This is a genomic window from Exiguobacterium sp. ZWU0009, from assembly GCF_000798935.2.
GTDB classification, from domain to species: domain Bacteria; phylum Bacillota; class Bacilli; order Exiguobacteriales; family Exiguobacteriaceae; genus Exiguobacterium_A; species Exiguobacterium_A acetylicum.
Map to the genome: position 1 here is coordinate 2508759 of NZ_CP018057.1, position 17779 is coordinate 2526537.

General features: G+C 47.8%; 17 protein-coding genes and 1 pseudogene. 2 read left to right on the forward strand and 16 right to left on the reverse strand.

Annotation, left to right across the window (positions count from 1 at the left end; all coding sequences use genetic code 11):
* Positions 1 to 5: 5 nt before the first annotated feature.
* The gene (locus L985_RS13095) at positions 6 to 2423 is read right to left on the reverse strand and encodes a 3-hydroxyacyl-CoA dehydrogenase/enoyl-CoA hydratase family protein (RefSeq protein WP_047393388.1); all 2418 of its coding nucleotides are present in this window, start codon (positions 2421 to 2423) and stop codon (positions 6 to 8) included.
* Positions 2424 to 2606: 183 nt separating this feature from the next.
* Here L985_RS13095 and L985_RS13100 point away from each other — a divergent pair, with 183 nt between their 5' ends.
* Positions 2607 to 3254, forward strand: coding sequence for a class I SAM-dependent methyltransferase (locus L985_RS13100; protein WP_029342442.1), 648 nt, complete (start codon positions 2607 to 2609; stop codon positions 3252 to 3254).
* 623 nt (positions 3255 to 3877) lie between these two features.
* On the opposite strand, the gene L985_RS13110 is transcribed toward L985_RS13100, so the two are convergent.
* The 14 genes and pseudogenes from L985_RS13110 to L985_RS13180 form a co-directional block, all read right to left on the reverse strand.
* Positions 3878 to 4558: a hypothetical protein gene (locus L985_RS13110; RefSeq protein ID WP_047393381.1), complete on the reverse strand. Its 681-nt coding sequence runs from the start codon at positions 4556 to 4558 to the stop codon at positions 3878 to 3880.
* Positions 4559 to 4645: 87 nt separating this feature from the next.
* The gene (locus L985_RS13115; RefSeq protein ID WP_029342445.1) at positions 4646 to 5461 is read right to left on the reverse strand and encodes a DUF2785 domain-containing protein; all 816 of its coding nucleotides are present in this window, start codon (positions 5459 to 5461) and stop codon (positions 4646 to 4648) included.
* A 59-nt stretch (positions 5462 to 5520) separates the two neighbouring features.
* The gene (locus L985_RS13120; protein WP_029342446.1) at positions 5521 to 6438 is read right to left on the reverse strand and encodes a proline dehydrogenase family protein; all 918 of its coding nucleotides are present in this window, start codon (positions 6436 to 6438) and stop codon (positions 5521 to 5523) included.
* An 84-nt stretch (positions 6439 to 6522) separates the two neighbouring features.
* On the reverse strand, positions 6523 to 7197 hold the full coding sequence (locus L985_RS13125; protein ID WP_047393377.1) for a TVP38/TMEM64 family protein: 675 nt from the start codon (positions 7195 to 7197) through the stop codon (positions 6523 to 6525).
* Positions 7194 to 7853: a PAQR family membrane homeostasis protein TrhA gene (trhA, locus tag L985_RS13130; RefSeq protein ID WP_047393972.1), complete on the reverse strand. Its 660-nt coding sequence runs from the start codon at positions 7851 to 7853 to the stop codon at positions 7194 to 7196. The genes L985_RS13125 and trhA overlap by 4 nt, the downstream gene beginning before the upstream one ends.
* A 228-nt stretch (positions 7854 to 8081) precedes the next feature.
* Positions 8082 to 8697: pseudogene (gene hisIE, locus L985_RS17180) on the reverse strand (bifunctional phosphoribosyl-AMP cyclohydrolase/phosphoribosyl-ATP diphosphatase HisIE).
* The gene (hisF, locus tag L985_RS13145) at positions 8694 to 9443 is read right to left on the reverse strand and encodes an imidazole glycerol phosphate synthase subunit HisF (protein WP_023469183.1); all 750 of its coding nucleotides are present in this window, start codon (positions 9441 to 9443) and stop codon (positions 8694 to 8696) included. The pseudogene hisIE and the gene hisF overlap by 4 nt, the downstream one beginning before the upstream one ends.
* A complete protein-coding gene (hisA, locus tag L985_RS13150) occupies positions 9437 to 10141 on the reverse strand; it encodes a 1-(5-phosphoribosyl)-5-[(5-phosphoribosylamino)methylideneamino]imidazole-4-carboxamide isomerase (protein ID WP_029342450.1) in 705 nt (234 codons plus the stop codon). The genes hisF and hisA overlap by 7 nt, the downstream gene beginning before the upstream one ends.
* On the reverse strand, positions 10114 to 10701 hold the full coding sequence (gene hisH / locus L985_RS13155) for an imidazole glycerol phosphate synthase subunit HisH (protein WP_047393374.1): 588 nt from the start codon (positions 10699 to 10701) through the stop codon (positions 10114 to 10116). Before hisH ends, hisA begins: the two co-directional genes overlap by 28 nt.
* Positions 10698 to 11279 carry an imidazoleglycerol-phosphate dehydratase HisB gene (gene hisB, locus L985_RS13160; RefSeq protein WP_047393370.1) on the reverse strand — a complete coding sequence of 194 codons (582 nt, stop codon included), beginning with the start codon at positions 11277 to 11279 and terminating at the stop codon, positions 10698 to 10700. The genes hisH and hisB overlap by 4 nt, the downstream gene beginning before the upstream one ends.
* The gene (locus L985_RS13165; protein ID WP_047393367.1) at positions 11252 to 12223 is read right to left on the reverse strand and encodes a pyridoxal phosphate-dependent aminotransferase; all 972 of its coding nucleotides are present in this window, start codon (positions 12221 to 12223) and stop codon (positions 11252 to 11254) included. Before L985_RS13165 ends, hisB begins: the two co-directional genes overlap by 28 nt.
* On the reverse strand, positions 12223 to 13440 hold the full coding sequence (gene hisD, locus L985_RS13170; RefSeq protein ID WP_035405944.1) for a histidinol dehydrogenase: 1218 nt from the start codon (positions 13438 to 13440) through the stop codon (positions 12223 to 12225). Before hisD ends, L985_RS13165 begins: the two co-directional genes overlap by 1 nt.
* Positions 13437 to 14048 carry an ATP phosphoribosyltransferase gene (hisG, locus tag L985_RS13175; protein ID WP_023469189.1) on the reverse strand — a complete coding sequence of 204 codons (612 nt, stop codon included), beginning with the start codon at positions 14046 to 14048 and terminating at the stop codon, positions 13437 to 13439. Before hisG ends, hisD begins: the two co-directional genes overlap by 4 nt.
* On the reverse strand, positions 14049 to 14870 hold the full coding sequence (locus L985_RS13180; protein WP_047393357.1) for an ATP phosphoribosyltransferase regulatory subunit: 822 nt from the start codon (positions 14868 to 14870) through the stop codon (positions 14049 to 14051).
* 121 nt (positions 14871 to 14991) lie between these two features.
* Between L985_RS13180 and hisJ the strand changes: the two genes are divergently transcribed.
* Positions 14992 to 15786 (forward strand): histidinol-phosphatase HisJ, encoded by a 795-nt coding sequence (gene hisJ, locus L985_RS13185; RefSeq protein WP_047393353.1) that lies wholly within the window; start codon positions 14992 to 14994, stop codon positions 15784 to 15786.
* Positions 15787 to 15862: 76 nt separating this feature from the next.
* On the opposite strand, the gene L985_RS13190 is transcribed toward hisJ, so the two are convergent.
* Positions 15863 to 17704, reverse strand: coding sequence for a nuclease-related domain-containing DEAD/DEAH box helicase (locus L985_RS13190; protein WP_052169447.1), 1842 nt, complete (start codon positions 17702 to 17704; stop codon positions 15863 to 15865).
* Between the last annotated feature and the right edge of the window lie 75 nt (positions 17705 to 17779).

A 17779-nucleotide genomic window follows, 5' to 3' on the forward strand; every position in this document is an offset into this window, starting at 1 on the left:
AGTCCTCAGTTACGAAGCGGCTTGCCTTTTACGAGCATGTGCTGCATCCGTTGTTGTGTCTTCAACTCACCGATCAGGCTCAAGAATGCTTCCCGTTCGATGTCGAGCATATATTGTTCATCGACGTGGCTACCGAAGGCGACGTTTCCGCCGGCGATGACGTGTGCGAGTTTACTTGCGATTTTCAAATCGTGTTCCGAGATATAACCACCGTAGAACATTTCGCGTGTTGCGAGTTCAAGCGTCGCTTTCCCCGCACGACCGACGACTGGAATCTTCGCTTTCGCTGGTGCCGTGTAACCAGTCCGGTCCAGTTCAAGGACAAGTTGTTTCGCATCATACGTCAAGTGATCCCGATTCATCGAGATCTGATCAACGGAGCGGACATATCCGAGTTCGCGTGCTTCAAAGGCTGATTTTGAGACTTTTGCCATCGCGACGTTCTCGAACGTCTTTTGCGCTGCTTTCTCGATGTTGACGAGTCCTTCCGGTGTGTTCTCTAACAGTCGACGGTACGTGTTGACGTTTCCGCCGCCTCCTGGAATCAGACCGACACCGACTTCGACGAGACCCATGTACGTTTCAAGACCAGCTTGCAGACGAGCTGCCGGAAGCGAGATCTCCGTACCGCCACCAAGCGTCATTCCTTGCGGTGCAACGACGATTGGACGCGATGCATAGCGAATCTTTTGAATCGATTGTTGGAACTTATTGATGATCCAATCGAGTTCGAACCAGTTCTCATCTTCTGCTTCCATCAGCATCATCGCTAGGTTCGCACCGACACAGAAGTTCTTACCATCGTTCGCGATGACGAGACCACGGTGGTTTTTCTCGACGAGATCAACCGACTGTTCGATCATCTGCATGATGTCAACACCGATCGCATTACTCTTCGAAGTGAACTCGAGGACCGCGACATCGTCTCCAATATCAAGCAGGCGCGCTCCGTTGTTCTCAAGGAGAACACCGTTTGACTTCCGAACGTCGCGGAGACGGATTTCCTTCGGATTGACCGTTGCTCCGACGTAGTCTTGTGTCGCTAAGTCATAATGACGACCGGACGCATCATAGAAACTCGTCTTCCCTGCCGCAAGCATCTCATCGACCCAGGCCGGTACCGCGTAACCGTCTTGTTTCATCTTCGCGACCGTTTTCTCGACGCCGAGTGCGTCCCATGTCTCGAACGGTCCCATCTTCCAGCCGAAGCCCCATTTCATCGCTTCATCAATCGCTTTGATGTCGTCTGCGATCTCTCCCGTCAGCTGAGCCGAGTAGAGCAATGTTTTCGCGTGGATCGGCCAGAGTAAGGCGCCGACACGATCTTGCGCGAAGACGACGGCTTTCAGTTTGTTTTTAGCGCCCGGAAGTGCTTTGGCTTGTCCGATTGACGGTTCAGTAAGCGCTTTCTTTTCAACGTACTCGAATGTCTCGAGATCAAGTTCAAGGATCTGTTTTCCGACTTTCTTATAGAAGCCTTGACCGGTCTTCGCACCGAGCGCTCCTTGTTCGACAAGGCGACGCATTTCAGCCGGAACCGCGAACGTCTCCTTCTCTTCGCCTTCAGGCAACAAGTCATAGACGTTGTTTGCGACATGAACGAACGTGTCGATGCCGACGACGTCGAGTGTCCGGAACGTCGCTGACCCTGGGCGACCAAGGAGTGGACCTGTGACGGAATCGACTTCCCCGATCGAATAGCCACCTTTTTTCATCTCATCCATCGTTACGAGGAGACCGTATGTCCCGATCCGGTTGCCGATGAAGTTCGGTGTGTCCTTCGCGATGACGACACCTTTCCCGAGTCGTTCCTCTGCGAATTGTTTCATGAAGTCAACGACACGTGGATCCGTGTCTGACGTCGGAATCAACTCGAGTAACTTCAGATAACGTGGTGGGTTAAAGAAGTGTGTCCCGAGGAAACGACGATTAAACGATTCCGAGCGTCCTTCGCGCATCGCTTCGATCGAGATGCCTGATGTGTTCGAGCTGACGATCGCATCTTCCCGAATGAACGGTTCGATTGTTTTAAACAATTGCTGTTTGACATCGAGTCGTTCGACGACGACTTCAACGATCCAGTCCGCTTCCTTCAGACGCTCTAAATCGTCTTCTAAGTTTCCGACCTCGATGAAGTCGATCAATTTCTTTGACGCGAGTGGTGCTGGATTTTGTTTCAAGAGTTTTTCGCGGTTATCGCGCGCGATGCGGGAGCGGACGCGCGGATCACTCAGCGTCAAACCCTGCTTCTCTTCTTGTGCCGTAAGTTCTTTTGGTACGATATCAAGCATCAATGTCCGTATGCCAGCATTCGCAAGATGTGCCGCGATGCCTGCACCCATCACCCCTGAACCGATGATGACGGCGAATTGGATGTGTTTCGTCAACTGGATTGTGGTCGGCTGACCGATTTGACTCGCCATGATATACCCCCTGAGTTTAAATTGAATGAACAACCATTCATTATACTGACAAAAAAAGAAGCCAATCGGTTTTCGTTTGCTTCTTCTACATCTTCATCATAAATGAATAATGATTCAGTAGCAATAAAAAATCAGTCAATGGACAAATTTTCCTGTTAGACTAATAAAAAGGAGTGGTTGAAAATGAGTCAAACTGAGCACGTATGGAATCAAAAAGCCGCTGACTGGGCGGAGCGCGCTGATGATATGTGGACGAATGGTAGCCGCAAAACCGTTTTGCCGTTCTTACGAAAAATGATCACCGGTGGTCGGTTGCTTGATCTCGGTTGTGGCGATGGTGCCGCCTGTCGCTTACTGACACCGGACTTTCAGACAGTTGGGCTCGATGTCTCTGACGAGATGATTCGAATCGCCCGTGAGAAGTCACCCGAGCAGACGTTCATCGTTGGAACGGGCGAAGCATTGCCGTTCGGCGATTATGCATTTGACGTCGTTCTTGCCGTCAACTCACTCGAATGGTCGACACGTCCCGTCCAGGTGTTACAAGAAATCGAACGCGTCGCCCCACTTGTCGTCATCAGTCTACTCGGTCCGACAGCCGCACCACGGCAACTTGCTTATCGTCGTCTGTATGGCGAAGAAGTCGCGATGGGGAATACGATGATGCCGTGGGAATTGCTGCAATTAGCGAAAGAACGGGGTTGGACGTTACTTGATGAAGCAGTCATCCAAAAGGAAGGCGCCGTCATGACAGGACACCGGTTACTTGATCAAGCCCATGCCTTCTCATGTTTATTTGCTTTTCAGACGACGGCTGTAAGGGAGAGATAAATATGTCACACAGTACCTTTTATACGTCTATATTAATAGCTTTATGTATTGTTTTATTATTTTACATTGATGCTCTCGATGTTCTAGAAAGATGGCAATTCTTCCTACTCTTTATTGGTCTCTTATTCTGTATACAGGCATTGGGGGACCGTTTATTTCGACGTTATCGGGAGAAACGTTTCCAACCACAAACTACTGTCTTCTTAATGATTGGTTTATTTGCTGGGATGGTGTTTCTAGGTAATATCATTTGGCCATGATGCGAAATGATCGATGTAACGCACTATTCACCTCACTGTCTTCTCACCCGCTTTCCCCAGGCGAGACACAAGCCAGTCTTCCTCATCCCTCGGATGACTAATCCGGGTCTTGTTTGTCTCTGACAGCGCGATAAAACGTCGCGCTTTTTCCTGTAGGAGTCGGGTGAAGACATGTGAGGTAGCTTAGATATAGTAAACGGTCTCTCACTAGAAGTTAAGAGACCGTTTTTAGTTGATTTCATTCAATTTGAGACTGCAAATTACATTGTCTTCATCACACCGGTAACGGTAATGATAAGTGTGAATCAAGATCGTCTACTTACTAAAATTCGTTTAGTATTTTAAGAAGTACTTTTTACAGATTCAATCTTCTAAGTCATATTTCAAACCAGAAAATGAACGACTTACCTTAAAATTGAAATCAATAAGAGTATTTAAATCGTATTTCTTTTGCTGATACATCTCTTTCATGAATTGCAAGAAAATGTAGCAACACGTATATAAATCGTCTCCAGTGTCTTCTCTCATCGAAGCATAATCAATTTCTTCACCTAGCGAATCATACACAATCGTTTCAAACTCTAAATTCGTATGCCACATAAAATCTAAAAATCCTTGTAGGACTGCCTTCTTATACATATCTAGTGGAAAAGTAGCCAAGATTTTATTTTTATAATAAAACTCTACTACTTTTTTTTGATAGAAAAATCGAATGATAAAGTTAGAAGAAATTTCCTCGCTCTCATATTGTAAAGACCAGTTTGATTTTTCAATGTCATATAGTTCACTTGTCGATACACTTTTTATTAAAGCGTGCCAAAACATGTATAGCTCACTTACATGTGCGTCAAAGGGAAGTGGTTCACCATCTATACAAAAAACAACTTTTCCAGAAGGATACCCGTCAGTTCGACCAAATGCATAATTAAATACATCGTTGTCTTTTAAATCGGTCATCTTTATGAACCCTGGGTATTCTTGATTAATATCTAGTTCTTTTTTTTCAGGAGGAATTTTAATGAAACTCTTAACTTCCAAATGCATAATAAAATCGTCCTTTCATTTATGAGCATACTTCCTACCTGAGGACAGCGAAGAATTCGAAGACGTCCAATATACTCTATGTCTTTATCATCCATGCGTTCGCTGATGTATCTGTCGCAAACACTCTTCAATCAAGACAAGACTCGATTGTCCTTCCCATTTCAATCGGAAATAGAGTGTCTGCAACATCTGTTTGACGTTACGATACGTCGTCCACTCCGCATCCCCCCATGTCACGTCACTCTCAAGCCACTCCTTAATATTACGTTCGATTCGTTGTAATAGGAGGCCTTCCGACAGTCCATGGCGACAAGCTTGCAACCATGCCGTCACCATCCGGTCCGCTTCTTCATCGATATAGAGATAATCGGACCGTGTCAACTGACGAATCATCGCATCAATCGCTCCGAGTTCCTCCTGCGGACGACTCGCTGTATGCGTAAACCAAACCGCATAGACATCGGCGATATGTGCCATGCTGTGTGCCCACCCCATTCCATCAATGAATCCACGGACATCCTTCTCTTGCTCCAAATAGGTTTTTAAGTAAGTCGACAGCCGATTCAGCTGACTTTGCGTCAATAAGTGTCTTGTTTTATCCATCACTAACAGTTCAGCAAGTGCTAATGCTGAAAATGATCGTGTCAGAACAGCTGTTGTGTCCGCTGTTCCCATCCGGTACATCAATCCATGCCCGCTTAAAATGAAATCGAAAATTCGATTGGTGTCTTCTATCGTAAAGGACTCTGATGCGATGTAGGTCGCTAACTGCGGATAGATCAATCCATCCCGCAACTCAGAATCCGTCGAACCAATATGTAGAAGTAACTCATCGAGTAATGCAGGCGTTGTATTCGCGTTTTGTTGCAACAGTTCCTTTAACTCTTGTTCTGTGCGTGCCATTCTGTCATCTCCTCTCTAAATCAAAAAAAGACGATGCAACGTTGCATCGCCTTCTTTTCTTATCCTTTAACCATCCCTTTAAGAACGAAGGCAACGTTTGCCGGTCGTTCTGCTAAGCGGCGCATGAAGTAACCGTACCAGTCACGTCCATAAGGGACGTAGACGCGGACTTTATAGCCTTGTTTGACGAGTTCGAGTTGACGCTCGACACGGATACCGAATAACATCTGGAATTCGAACTGGTCTTTTTCAATCCCGTTTTCTTTAGCGTAACGGATAACTTGCTCGATCATCGCATCGTCATGCGTTGCGACGGCAGCATAGTTTCCGAGTGATAATTGTAATTTCACGAGCTTGATGTAGTTGTGATCGACGTCTTCTTTTTCTGGGAACGCCACCGTTGCCGGCTCTTTGTATGCTCCTTTGACGATTCGGAGATTCGTTTCGAAACGTCCGACACGTTTGATATCATCTTCCGACCGGTAGAGATACGACTGGATGACCGTTCCGATGTTATCGAAAGATTGGCGCAATTCTTCAAACAATTGAATCGTCTTTTCACAACGTGGCTCATCTTCCATGTCGATTGTGACGAAGACACCAAGTTCTTTCGCTCGTGTTAAGATCCGTTCCATGTTCGAGCGGATCAAGTCGTCCGAAATATCGAGTCCGAGTGATGTCAGTTTCAACGAGAGTTGCGAGTCTAATTTTTCTTCCGCAATCATCTCTACCGCACGAATACATTCCTGTGTCATCATCTCTGCTTCAGCCACCGTCGAGATGAACTCCCCTAAATGGTCCATCGTGACGCATAACCCTTTTGCGTTCAATTCCTGGATCGCCCGTTTTGATGCTTCCAATGAATCCCCTGCCACGAAGCGACTTGCTCCGAATTTAAGCCCGTATCGCTTGGCGAGACCGTTCAATGTCTTGTTTTGCGATAAGAAGATAAAACCATCCCGTAGTACTTTTTCCATCACTCATGATTCCCCCTAAATAAATGCTAGGCTGTTTTACCGTATCGGTTCACATCTCTGCACTCATATTATGCCATAAAGCGCTTACATACGCTCTTTATTTCGTTTATTTTTGAGAATCCGTTGAGCAACAAGTCCTACGGCAAAGAATAGGACATATAGTCCGATCGCAACGAAAAATTGCCAGGAGAACGGATCACGAAGGCTTGAGCCGATATTGTTGTAAACGAACGCACCGGGAATGATCCCGAGATAGTTGGCGATAGCGAACTGTTTAAAGCGGATTTTCGATAATCCAGACGCGTAGCTGATCGCGTCAAACGGAAATAGTGGAATCAACCGAACGACGAGCACAACGAGGAAACCGTTCGTCGCAATCCGTTCGTCGAGTACGTTCAGCTTCCCTTTTCCAATCAACTTCTCGACGCCACGGCGACCGAGCAATCGAGCGATCCAAAAGCTGAGCAAACCGCCGGTACCAGCACCAATAACATCAAGTAACGTTCCGAGCCACGGTCCGTACGTATACCCACCAAATAACGTCAGCAAGCTCGCCGGGAAAAAGACGAGTGGTCGGACAGTGTAGGCGAGCACGTAAAGCAACATCCCTGTCAGACCTTGATCCCGTACCCAATCCGATAATGCTTGAATGTCGAATTGCTCCAGCATTCCAGACATCCGGAAGTACAGGAGCAATCCAAGTCCAAACATAAAATACAGCGTGAGCGGGAGCCAGTCCCGGAGCCGTAGTTTCTTCATGACATCGTCGCCGGAGCAACGTAATAGAAAATCGATAGGAAGATCAAGATACTGCCAGCGAGGACGAACAGATGCCAAATCGCGTGGTTATACGGCAAGCGTGCCCAGACGTAGAAGATGACGCCGAGTGAGTAAGCAAGTCCACCACCGAGGAGCAATAAGAATCCTTGTAACCCGAGCGCTTCATAGATCGGCTTGATCGCAAACAGACAACACCAGCCGAGAATCAGGTAAGACGCATTCGAGATCCAAACGTATTTACCGGTCGAATAGAGCTTCCAGATGATACCGAGTGTCCCGACACCCCAAACGATCCCAAGTAATGTCCAGCCGAGCGGACCACGGAGCGTGATCAAGGCGAACGGTGTATAACTACCGGCAATCAACAGATAGATACCAGCATGATCTAAAATTTGTAGAACCTTATTTGCTTTCGTATGCATCAGCGAATGCATCAAGGTCGAGAACAGATAAAGGAGAATCATCGTTGCCCCGAAGATACTGACAGCGGTGACGTTCCAAGCGCTACCTGATTTCGTCGCCTGCAAAATCAATAGGACCAGCGCGACGATACTGAAAATGACACCCAATCCGTGTGTAATGGCACTGGCGATTTCCTCTTTCAAGGAATCACCTTTTGCGAGCAGCTCTTCGATCGTTTCTTTCGATTGTTGCTTGATCGTTTGCTTAAGTTCTTTTTTTGTAACCAATCGAACACCTACTTTCTGATTGAAAAACATACGACTATGTGTTTGATTATACGCCCTTACGAGACAGCATGCCTATTGAAAGATTCTGTCGATTTGATGACAACCGTCATCTGTTTGTCTTTTCCCATTTCTCTATCAAAAAAATCCACATCGCGTATGCGATATGGATTCTGTTTACCACTGTTCAATATCCGGGCGATCCTTGAACGTCGATTTTGTTCCGTGACGCTCATTGAGGACGGCTTCGACTTCTTTGAAGGAGACACCGCGGTCAGCAAGCAAGACCGTTAGGTGGTACAACAAGTCTGCTGTCTCTTCTGCTAACGTATCGTTACCGGCGAGGACAACTTCAAACGCCTCTTCACCGAACTTCTTCGCGATCTTCTCGTATCCGGAAGCAATCAAATAGTTCGTATAGGATTCTGCTTCCTTTGCCTCAATCTTCGCTTTGACGGTCTGTTCCAGTTCGTATAACATTTGGCACCTCCACTTCCGTATAGAAACAACTGCGATTTCCGGTATGGCATGTCGGACCGTTCGCTTTGACTGCGATCAAGAGACTATCCTGATCACAATCGATCCACATCCGTTTGAGCTCAAGCGTATTCCCGCTCGTCTCCCCCTTTGTCCAGAGACGATTCTTCGTCCGTGAGAAGAAGGTGACAAGACCGGTCGCAAGCGTCTTATCATAAGCGGCTTGGTCCATGAAGCCGACCATCAAGACATCGTTCGTCTGCTCGTCGACGACAACGGCAGCGACGAGTCCTTTTGAAAAATTCAATGTCGTCATCGGACTTCGACTCCCCGTTCTTTGAGGTAGGCTTTCGTTTCCGGCATCGTGTATGTCGCTTCATGGAAGATTGAAGCAGCAAGAGCCGCGTCAGCGCCTGCTTCCAACCCTTCTGCTAAGTGATCGAGCGTTCCGACCCCACCGGAAGCGATGATCGGCACATTGACGACTTCACGTAGACGACGGATCAAGGCGAGATCATACCCGTCCTTCGTGCCGTCAGCATCCATTGACGTGACGAGTAACTCGCCGGCACCAAGCGCAACGGCTTCCTGTGCCCATTCGATTGCGTCACGTCCGACCGGTTGTGTGCCACCGTGTGAGAAGACTCCCCATGAGTCGCCGGTCTGCTTGGCATCGATCGCGACGACCGTCGCTTGGACACCGAACAGGCGGCTGACTTCTTGAATCAGTTGCGGATTTTGAAGCGCCGACGAGTTGAGCGAGACTTTATCAGCCCCGGCACGAATCAACCGTTTTGCGTCTTCGATCGTCTTGATTCCGCCACCAACCGTAAACGGCATGTAAATGACTTCCGCAACGCGTTCGACGATATCAAGCATCGTCTCGCGCCCTTCTTGCGTTGCTGAGATATCGAGCAGGACGAGTTCATCTGCTCCTTGCTCGTAATAGTACTTTGCGACGGCGACCGGGTCACCGAGATCGCGTAAGTTCTGGAATTTGACCCCTTTGACGACACGACCTTCCTTGACGTCAAGACAGGGAATGATCCGTTTCATCAACATACGCGTAACACCTCTTTTAAGGCGAGTGATCCGTCAAGTAACGCCCGACCGACGACGGCTCCGTCCATCCCGATTTCTTTCAGACGCGCGACGTCGTCAACTGTCGTCACACCACCGGAAGCGATCAATTCGACCCCTTCCCGTTTCAACCGATCGAGTCCATCAACGTCTGGTCCCATCATCATTCCGTCACGCGAAATATCCGTATACAGGAACGTCTTGATGCCTTTACCAATCAAGTGCGTCATTGCCTCTTCGAGCGTCCAACCGCTCGCTTCGAGCCAGCCGCGTGTCTGGACGATGCCTTCTTTTGCATCCAAGGCTACAGCCAGTTTATCACCAGCGAGGGCAATCATCTGCTCAAGTAACGCTTCGTCTTCAAGAGCGACCGTGCCGACGAGAATCCGGTCGATTCCGGCACCGACGTACGCTTCGACGGTCTCGATGTTACGGACACCACCACCGGCTTCCACGAACAACCCGGTTTCTTTTTTGATGTCGGCAATCAAATTCAAGTGCAACGGTTCACCGGCTTTCGCGCCGTCAAGATCGATCAAGTGGATCGCTGTTGCCCCATCTTCTTTGAAGCGCTTCGCGATCGTCAGTGCATCACCGAAGAATGTCTGTTGGTCAAAATCTCCTTGCTTCAGGCGCACCGCCTGTCCGCTCATTAAATCGATTGCTGGGTAGAGTTGCATGTCGTCTCTCTCCATTCCTTCAGTAGTTTCAATCCGACTTCGCCACTCTTTTCCGGGTGGAACTGCATCCCCGTGACTTGTCCTTTTTGGACGATCGCTGGGACGAGGCGTCCGTATTCGACCGAATCGACGATCCATTCTGCATCACAGACGGCACCGTACGAGTGGACGAAATAGACGGCTTCGCCATGGTTCGTCAGCTGGTGCCAACCCATGTGCGGCAAGCGGACGTCGCTCGGTAATTTTTCAATCGTTCCCGGTAAGATGCCGAGACCTTCCGTCAGTCCATCTTCGTCACTCGATTCAAAGAGCAGTTGCATCCCGAGGCAAATCCCGAGGAACGGCTTCTTTTCGGCTTGTTCTTTTAAGAAGTCGACCAGTCCCGTTTCTTTCAAGCGCTCCATTGCCGGTGCATAAGCACCGACACCCGGTAAGACAAGTGCTTCCGCTTGGTCGAGCAACTCCGTGTCACTCGTAACGATGACTGCTTCGCCGAGCTCCTTTAACGCCCGCTCGACGTTCGCGATATTTCCGACGCCATAATCGACGATTGCTATCATTGATCAATCAACCCTTTCGTAGACGGTACGCCTTCGCTCGTCACGGCAACTGCCTGACGGACGGCCCGACCGAGTGCTTTGAACAACCCTTCGATCATGTGGTGTGTGTTTGAACCATATAAGACTTCGGCATGAATCGTCATCCGGGCACTCCGGGATAAGCCTTGGAAGAACTCTTCTGCGAGTTCCGTATCAAAGTCACCGAGCTTCGGATTCTTGAAACTAGCACGGAAGACTGTGAACGGACGACCGCTGAAGTCGAGCACGACCGACGCGAGTGCCTCGTCCATCGGTACACGCGATTCACCGTAGCGTTCAATCCCGGCTTTATCGCCGAGCGCTTCCGTCAATGCTGCCCCGAGGACGATCGCTGTATCTTCGACCGTGTGATGGGCATCGATCCACGTATCACCTTTGGCTGTTACCTTCAGACCAATCCGGGCCTGGAAGGCGAATAACGTCAACATATGATCAAAGAAACCGACACCCGTCTTAATCTCAACCGGACCTCCTGCGAGATCGACCTCAACCTTGATGTCTGACTCTGCACTTACTCGTTCGCTTGCGCCACGCCGCATCGTAATTCCTCCTCTACACACGTTTCTAATACTTGCATTGCTTCTGGTGATCCACAACTGACACGGAATGCCTGGTTAAACAGACGGATCCGTAATCCGGCGTCAGCACAACGCTGCGTAAAGCGTTCGGCTTCCGGATACTCGACGTAGACGAAATTCGCCGCACTGGGATATGTCTTGCCAATTGGCGCGAGAATTCGTTCGATTGCTTCACGGCTCGCATACGTTTCGTCTAAGACCCGATCGAGTTCCGGTTCTGCCATGATGGTGATGCCGACAGCTGCTGATAGACCAGAGACGTTATACGGTGATTTAATCTGTTCGATTTCTTCGATGATCTGTTCACTCGCGATGACAAAACCAAGTCGAAGCGATGCGAGTCCGAACGCTTTTGAGAGTGTCCGTAAGATGATCGCTTTCGGATACTCTTCTAATAGATGAAGCATCGACTGCTCGAGCGCAAAGTCGATATACGCCTCATCGATGACGACGTATTTGCCACTGTCGAGCAAACGACGGATGTCTGCTTCCTTGCGAAGGACTCCGGACGGATTGTGCGGGTGACTCAAGAAGATGATTTCACCCGGTGCTGCGATCAATCCCTCAACGTCAAGCGCCATCTCGTCCAGTAACGGCACGCGTTCAAACGGTGCCCGTGCCCGATCAGCATAGAACTGATACATGACGAAGTCAGGTTCCGAGGCGATGACCGGCATCCCAGGTCCGCCGTAGCGGGCACATAAGTAGCCGATCAGCTCATCCGAGCCGTTTCCGGCGACGAGTTGCGTCGGACGGACACCGGCGTACGTCGCGTACGATGCCTTGACTTGGTCGATGATCTCGACAGGATATTCATTTAAAGGGAACGTTGCGATCAATTCCTGGATCGCTTCAATCCCGACTGGACTGTGGGTCGTGAATCGTTCGTTTTGGTGTAATCGCATTAGTCTTCCCTCACTTCGATGGCTTGTGCGTGTGCTTCGAGTCCTTCGACTCGGGCAACGGTCTTCGCTGCGTTCGCGAGACGTTGTACGCCTGCGCGTGTGGCTTCGAGCATCGTCTGGTGACGCAGGAACGTCCGCGCTGATAATCCAGACGCAAAACGGGCTGTGCCGGATGTCGGCAAGACGTGGTTCGTTCCGGCGACATAATCGCCGAGCGTTTCCGGTGTCTCGTGACCGAGGAAGATCATCCCGGCGTGACGGATCGATTTGACGACTTCTTGTGGATTGGCAACGGCAAGTTCCAAGTGCTCCGCTGCGAGGCGATTCGCTTCTTCGATTGCTGTCTCGAGTGGAGCAACGAAGACGCCACCGTTTTCCATCGCACGACGGGCAATCTCTTGACGCGGCAATTGCTGTAAGCGTCGCTCGATCTCTGCATCCACAGCTTGTTTCATTTCTTCCGTTGGCACGAAGGCGATCGCGACAGCGTCACGGTCGTGTTCGGCTTGGGCAAGTAAATCGGCTGCGATCCGGTCCGGATGCGCTGTTTCGTCCGCGATGACGACAACTTCCGATGGACCAGCAACTGAGTCGATGCCAACGATCCCGTAGACTTGGCGTTTGGCTTCAGCGACGAAGCGGTTCCCTGGTCCGACGATCAAATCGACGGCTTGGATACTTTCTGTTCCGAATGTCAGCGCGGCGACAGCTTGCGCTCCACCAATCGTATAAATTTCTGTCACACCAGCGATGCGTGCCGCAACAAGAACCTCGTCACTTAAGTTCGTCATCGGCGTTACCATGACGACGCGTTCGACTCCGGCAACTTTCGCTGGAATCGCGTTCATCAAGACCGTCGATGGATAACTTGCCGCACCACCTGGTACATAGATCCCAACCGAATCAACAGGAACGAAGCGTTGACGTCGTGTCACGTCTGCTTCGACGAGTTCGATGTCAGACGGCAGTTCTTGTTCATGCCACTCGACGAGCCGTGTCGCCATCAACTTCAACGAGTCGATCAAGTTGGCGTCTGCCTGTTCGAACGCTTGCGTGATCCGTGTTTCACTGAGACGGAAATCTTCGAGATCGACCTGATCGAATTGGTTCGTGTAATCGCGGACAGCAGCGTCACCGTCTGTTGCGACGCGTTCGAGAATCGCACGGACCGCGAGTTCCGTGTCGCGATCGATGCTGAAAGGTTTTGTCGGTGTCATGATCGTGTCACTCCTTCTGTCAATTGCTCGAGCAAGCGGATGACTTCAACCCGCTTCCGTTTTAACGTCCATTCGCTCGTAAAGAACCGAGCGCTAATATCGATGATTTTTTCGTATTCGTTTAGTCCGTTCGCCCGTAACGTCTCACCCGTCTCGACGATATCGACGATTGCGTCAGCAAGTCCGAGTAACGGTGCCAACTCGACCGAACCGTTCAACGGTACGATGTCGACGTCGACACCGAGTTCGCTGAAGTAGCGTTTTGCGATGACCGGATACTTCGTCGCAATCCGGACGCGGCGTCCGCCTTCGAATTGCAAAGGCTCCTTCGCACAGACGGACATCCGGCAGACTCCGAACGGTAATTCTGCGAGTTCCGATAGTTCTTGATCCGATTCGAGTAAGATGTCACTGCCGGTGATTGCAACATCGAGAACTCCTTGAGCGACGTACGGGATCAAGTCCGATCCTTTCATAAAGACGAATTCGTGCTCGCCCCGTTTGACGATTAGTTCGCGTTCGATGGCTCCCCATGTCTCGACGCCAGCTTCTTTTAAATAACGTTCTGTCGCTTTCGACAGCCGTCCTTTCGTAATTCCGATTCGCATTTAGAGCACCTCCGCCAACCGTTCGACCGAGAATCCGATGCCGAACGCCTGTTGTTCTTGTCCGAATTGTTCATAGAGCCGGTCGTAGCGTCCACCGACGAGGACGGGTTCCGTCACACCTTCGATGAAACCATGAATCGTGATCCCGTCGTAGTACGTCTGTAAGCCCATTTGACCGAAGTCGAGATCGGCATTAACGGCTTCCGCGAGATCAAGCACGGCATTGAGTCGTGTTTCGTCGACGTACGGTAAGATCGTTTCTGCCCCTTCACGTCCGAATAATAAAGGAAGTTTCGCAAGTAAGGCATCATCGAGTTGACCCGCGATTCGCTTCAGTTCGATGACGTTACGTAAACGGAGCATCTGCGTCACTTGGTCGCGTAAGTGGTGATCACCGACACGCGTCTCAATCAAATGCTCGATTAGACCGGCATCGCCGATTGAGAGTGTGACTTCTTTTCCTGTCAGTTCTTCGACGAGTCGGACCGCGAGTTGAATTGCTTCGACTTCTGCGATTTGTCCCCGTTCTTCGAACCCGACTTGGAACTTCTCTTCCGGTTGAAAGACCGAGCCGCTGTAGAAGACACGTTTATATTGTTCGCGACCACGTTCGCTGAGGGCACGCGCGACACTAGTCGTAAAATCCATCCGAATCTGTTCCCGTCCACCGATTTCCTCAATTAAGGGGGTGATTAATCGGGTATAGTTAGATTGTTCGAGTCCATCTTCGAGCTGACGGATGACCCGTTGAAGCCGCGTTGCTGAGGCACCGACGTAATCCGTCGCTCCATCCTTGAGTCGAATCGTAGAAAATGATTGCATACTCCCACTCCTTTATCTTATTATCACTGTACCACGCTAAATTATTTAACGATAAGATACCGCGTTTCGGGCACATTGTCAATCGCTTTGCTTGCCAATTCTAAAAATCGGAGGGTTTATCATGCAATTATTGAAATGGGACGGTCACGTCCACAGTCCATATTGTCCACACGGTACGAAGGATCCACTTGAAGCCTACATCGAGCGTGCCTTAGAGCAAGGCTTAGAACGGATCAGCTTCACGGAACATGCCCCTTTACCTGAAGGTGTGACGGATCCTGCGCCAGATAATGATTCCGGGATGTCGTTCGCGACAGCCGATGCCTACCTGAAGGAATTGACGCAACTCCGCGAGACATACAAGAATCAGATCGACATCCGAATCGGGATGGAATTCGACTACTGGGAAGGACATGTCGACGGTACGCGTGACATCATCGCTCGCTACGCTGACGTTTTGACCGACGGGATTCTCTCATTGCATTACTTATACATCGATGATCAGTATTACGGCGTCGACTTCAGCAAGGAAAGTTTCGGTGAGATCGTCACGAAACTCGGAAGCGTTACCGCCGTCCACGAACGGTATTATGAAGGCATCCAAGCCCTCGTCATGACGGACCTCGGTGCACACCAACCGAAGCGACTCGGTCACTTGACGTTACCGACGAAGTTCATCCAAGCCTATCCGCTCGAATCGAACCCAGCGAACCTCGACGACACGTTACGGAAGATCCGTCAGGCGAACTTCACACTCGACGTCAACACGGCAGGACTCCGAAAGCCGTTATGTGGTCTTTCCTATCCTTACCCGGAACTCCTGCAAGTCACGCAGTCGTTATCGATTCCGCTCGTCTATGGATCAGATGCCCACCTTGCAAAAGATGTCGGAGCTGATTTCGATTTCAAATGGTGATGAATTAAAAATGCCGGCGTCTTTTGAGGACGTCGGCATTTTTAATTACTTGTTACTCTTCATTACTTACATCAAATCAGAAAAATTTACCGATTGATTCATATTCCAGTTCTTTGTTAATGCACGTAAAACTTCTTGAATCAGAAAAAGCATTCACTCTGGTCAAAGCAATAAACAGTGCTTTTTTAACATCAGACAGATGATCGGCATTACCATTTATCTTCTCTAAAAGTAAGATTACATGTGAACTCTCCCAACCTTTATAACTTTGATAGCTACACACTTTTATTCGACCTGTTCCCGGTTGAAATCTCCATTTCTCATTTCTTCTTTCCTCCATATCTTTTTTACCACTTAAATCATAGACATGTGACACCTTATAATTCTTCTCTTTAAATCTATTGACTATATTAATCCCAGTTTTTTCATGCATAGTGATGATAACAATATCTTCGATTGTACTAATACGTTCGTTCATAATGCTGTTTATTCTCTTTTCAATATAATCAATTTGATTATCAGGATTACTAATATTTTTCCACTCTATTTTAGTGAATAAATCCTCTTGCGTATTTGTACCAGTTAGCTCGTTCTCATTCTCAAAGAAAGGATTTAAGCGTTGAACTTGATAAATAATACTTTCAGGCAATCGATGAGTGACTGAAAGATGACCTACTTGTCCTCTAAAACCAATTCCTTGAATTTCAGAAGGGGTTGTAATCCATTCTCCTTGAGTTTCGTAAATACTTTGTGCCCGATCGTACACTACTAGGAGTTCACCGTTATAAGTAAAAAATTCTTTTAAGAATCTAATCCAGTCACCGTTAAAGTCCTGCCCTTCGTCTATTAATATATAGTCATAGTTCAAATTATTAGGATGAGTAGAATTAATCCGCTCTACTATTTTATTCATCAACCATTCAGTGTACTCTTCAACTGATTTCTTTTTTGTTTCTACACTTATGTTAAGTTCCGCTTTGAGTATGCTTAAAAATCCATGGAAATGAGCGATTGTTAAATGGCTTTTCAATGATTTTCTATCCCCATCACCAAACTGTTGACTACTTAAATCTCTTATATAATGTCTTAAAGTGATATTAAATGTTAAAATCAAAACTCGTTTATTTTGTTTCAGAGCTTCAGCAGCTTTCGAAGCAATGATTAACGTCTTTCCAGATCCCGCTACACCTCCCCATCTTCGTATGCTTCCAGATTTTAATGTTGCTAATTCTTTCTGTTCTCTCGTGAGAGTCAATGGAAATTTCCGCTCTCTAGCATAATCGCTAGGTCTTAAAATCATCTCTAAATTTTCAACCAGATTTTGCATTGTTCTAAATGAATCTCTTGCAAAATTAGAACTGTTATAAAACAAACAAGATGGAAAAATTTTATTTTTTTTAGGCATTTCCGAGCAAAGATAGTCCAAATTATCTCGACTCCAAATAAATGCTTTTTTTGATTTTTCTTCACCACAAAACTTTACTGATTTCTCTCTACTAGCTTTGTGGAAATATACTACCGAACTAATAGTAGAAAATGCTTCATTTTTATCATAATTTTCATTAGCCTCAACGAAAAAATTTAACTCATACTTTAATATTAACTCTTTATAAGAAGCGACCTGATCAATCGGATTACTATTTATATAGTTGTTATTATTGTCCAACACCTGACCATTTTCTTTATACTGTGGCGAACACAAATGCCAATCCTTCACTTCTATAATGATTATCCCTTTATTAGGATGAAGCAAAATAAAGTCTGGATGCATGGAATTTATGACAGGCTGTTCGTATAATGTCCAACCATTAAAAATAGTAGCATTTAAAATTTTATGTTTTAGGTATTTTTCACCCTCAGTTTCAGTATCTCTTGGATTACTGTTTTCAATAAAATTTACGTTAATTTGATCTTGCAATCTTACCACCTCTTTACAGGAATAATGAGAAACCTAATTATACCACGCAAAATAATTGAACTTACTTTTATGTAA

Excerpts from the sequence above, each read along its gene's own strand:
- L985_RS13095 (WP_047393388.1), bottom strand. The coding sequence starts at position 2,423 with ATGGCGAGTCAAATCGGTCAGCCGACCACAATCCAGTTGACGAAACAC.
- L985_RS13100 (WP_029342442.1), top strand. The coding sequence starts at position 2,607 with ATGAGTCAAACTGAGCACGTATGGAATCAAAAAGCCGCTGACTGGGCG.
- L985_RS13110 (WP_047393381.1), bottom strand. The coding sequence starts at position 4,558 with ATGCATTTGGAAGTTAAGAGTTTCATTAAAATTCCTCCTGAAAAAAAA.
- L985_RS13115 (WP_029342445.1), bottom strand. The coding sequence starts at position 5,461 with ATGGCACGCACAGAACAAGAGTTAAAGGAACTGTTGCAACAAAACGCG.
- L985_RS13120 (WP_029342446.1), bottom strand. The coding sequence starts at position 6,438 with ATGGAAAAAGTACTACGGGATGGTTTTATCTTCTTATCGCAAAACAAG.
- L985_RS13125 (WP_047393377.1), bottom strand. The coding sequence starts at position 7,197 with ATGAAGAAACTACGGCTCCGGGACTGGCTCCCGCTCACGCTGTATTTT.
- hisF (WP_023469183.1), bottom strand. The coding sequence starts at position 9,443 with ATGTTGATGAAACGGATCATTCCCTGTCTTGACGTCAAGGAAGGTCGT.
- hisA (WP_029342450.1), bottom strand. The coding sequence starts at position 10,141 with ATGCAACTCTACCCAGCAATCGATTTAATGAGCGGACAGGCGGTGCGC.
- hisH (WP_047393374.1), bottom strand. The coding sequence starts at position 10,701 with ATGATAGCAATCGTCGATTATGGCGTCGGAAATATCGCGAACGTCGAG.
- hisB (WP_047393370.1), bottom strand. The coding sequence starts at position 11,279 with ATGCGGCGTGGCGCAAGCGAACGAGTAAGTGCAGAGTCAGACATCAAG.
- L985_RS13165 (WP_047393367.1), bottom strand. The coding sequence starts at position 12,223 with ATGCGATTACACCAAAACGAACGATTCACGACCCACAGTCCAGTCGGG.
- hisD (WP_035405944.1), bottom strand. The coding sequence starts at position 13,440 with ATGACACCGACAAAACCTTTCAGCATCGATCGCGACACGGAACTCGCG.
- hisG (WP_023469189.1), bottom strand. The coding sequence starts at position 14,048 with ATGCGAATCGGAATTACGAAAGGACGGCTGTCGAAAGCGACAGAACGT.
- L985_RS13180 (WP_047393357.1), bottom strand. The coding sequence starts at position 14,870 with ATGCAATCATTTTCTACGATTCGACTCAAGGATGGAGCGACGGATTAC.
- hisJ (WP_047393353.1), top strand. The coding sequence starts at position 14,992 with ATGCAATTATTGAAATGGGACGGTCACGTCCACAGTCCATATTGTCCA.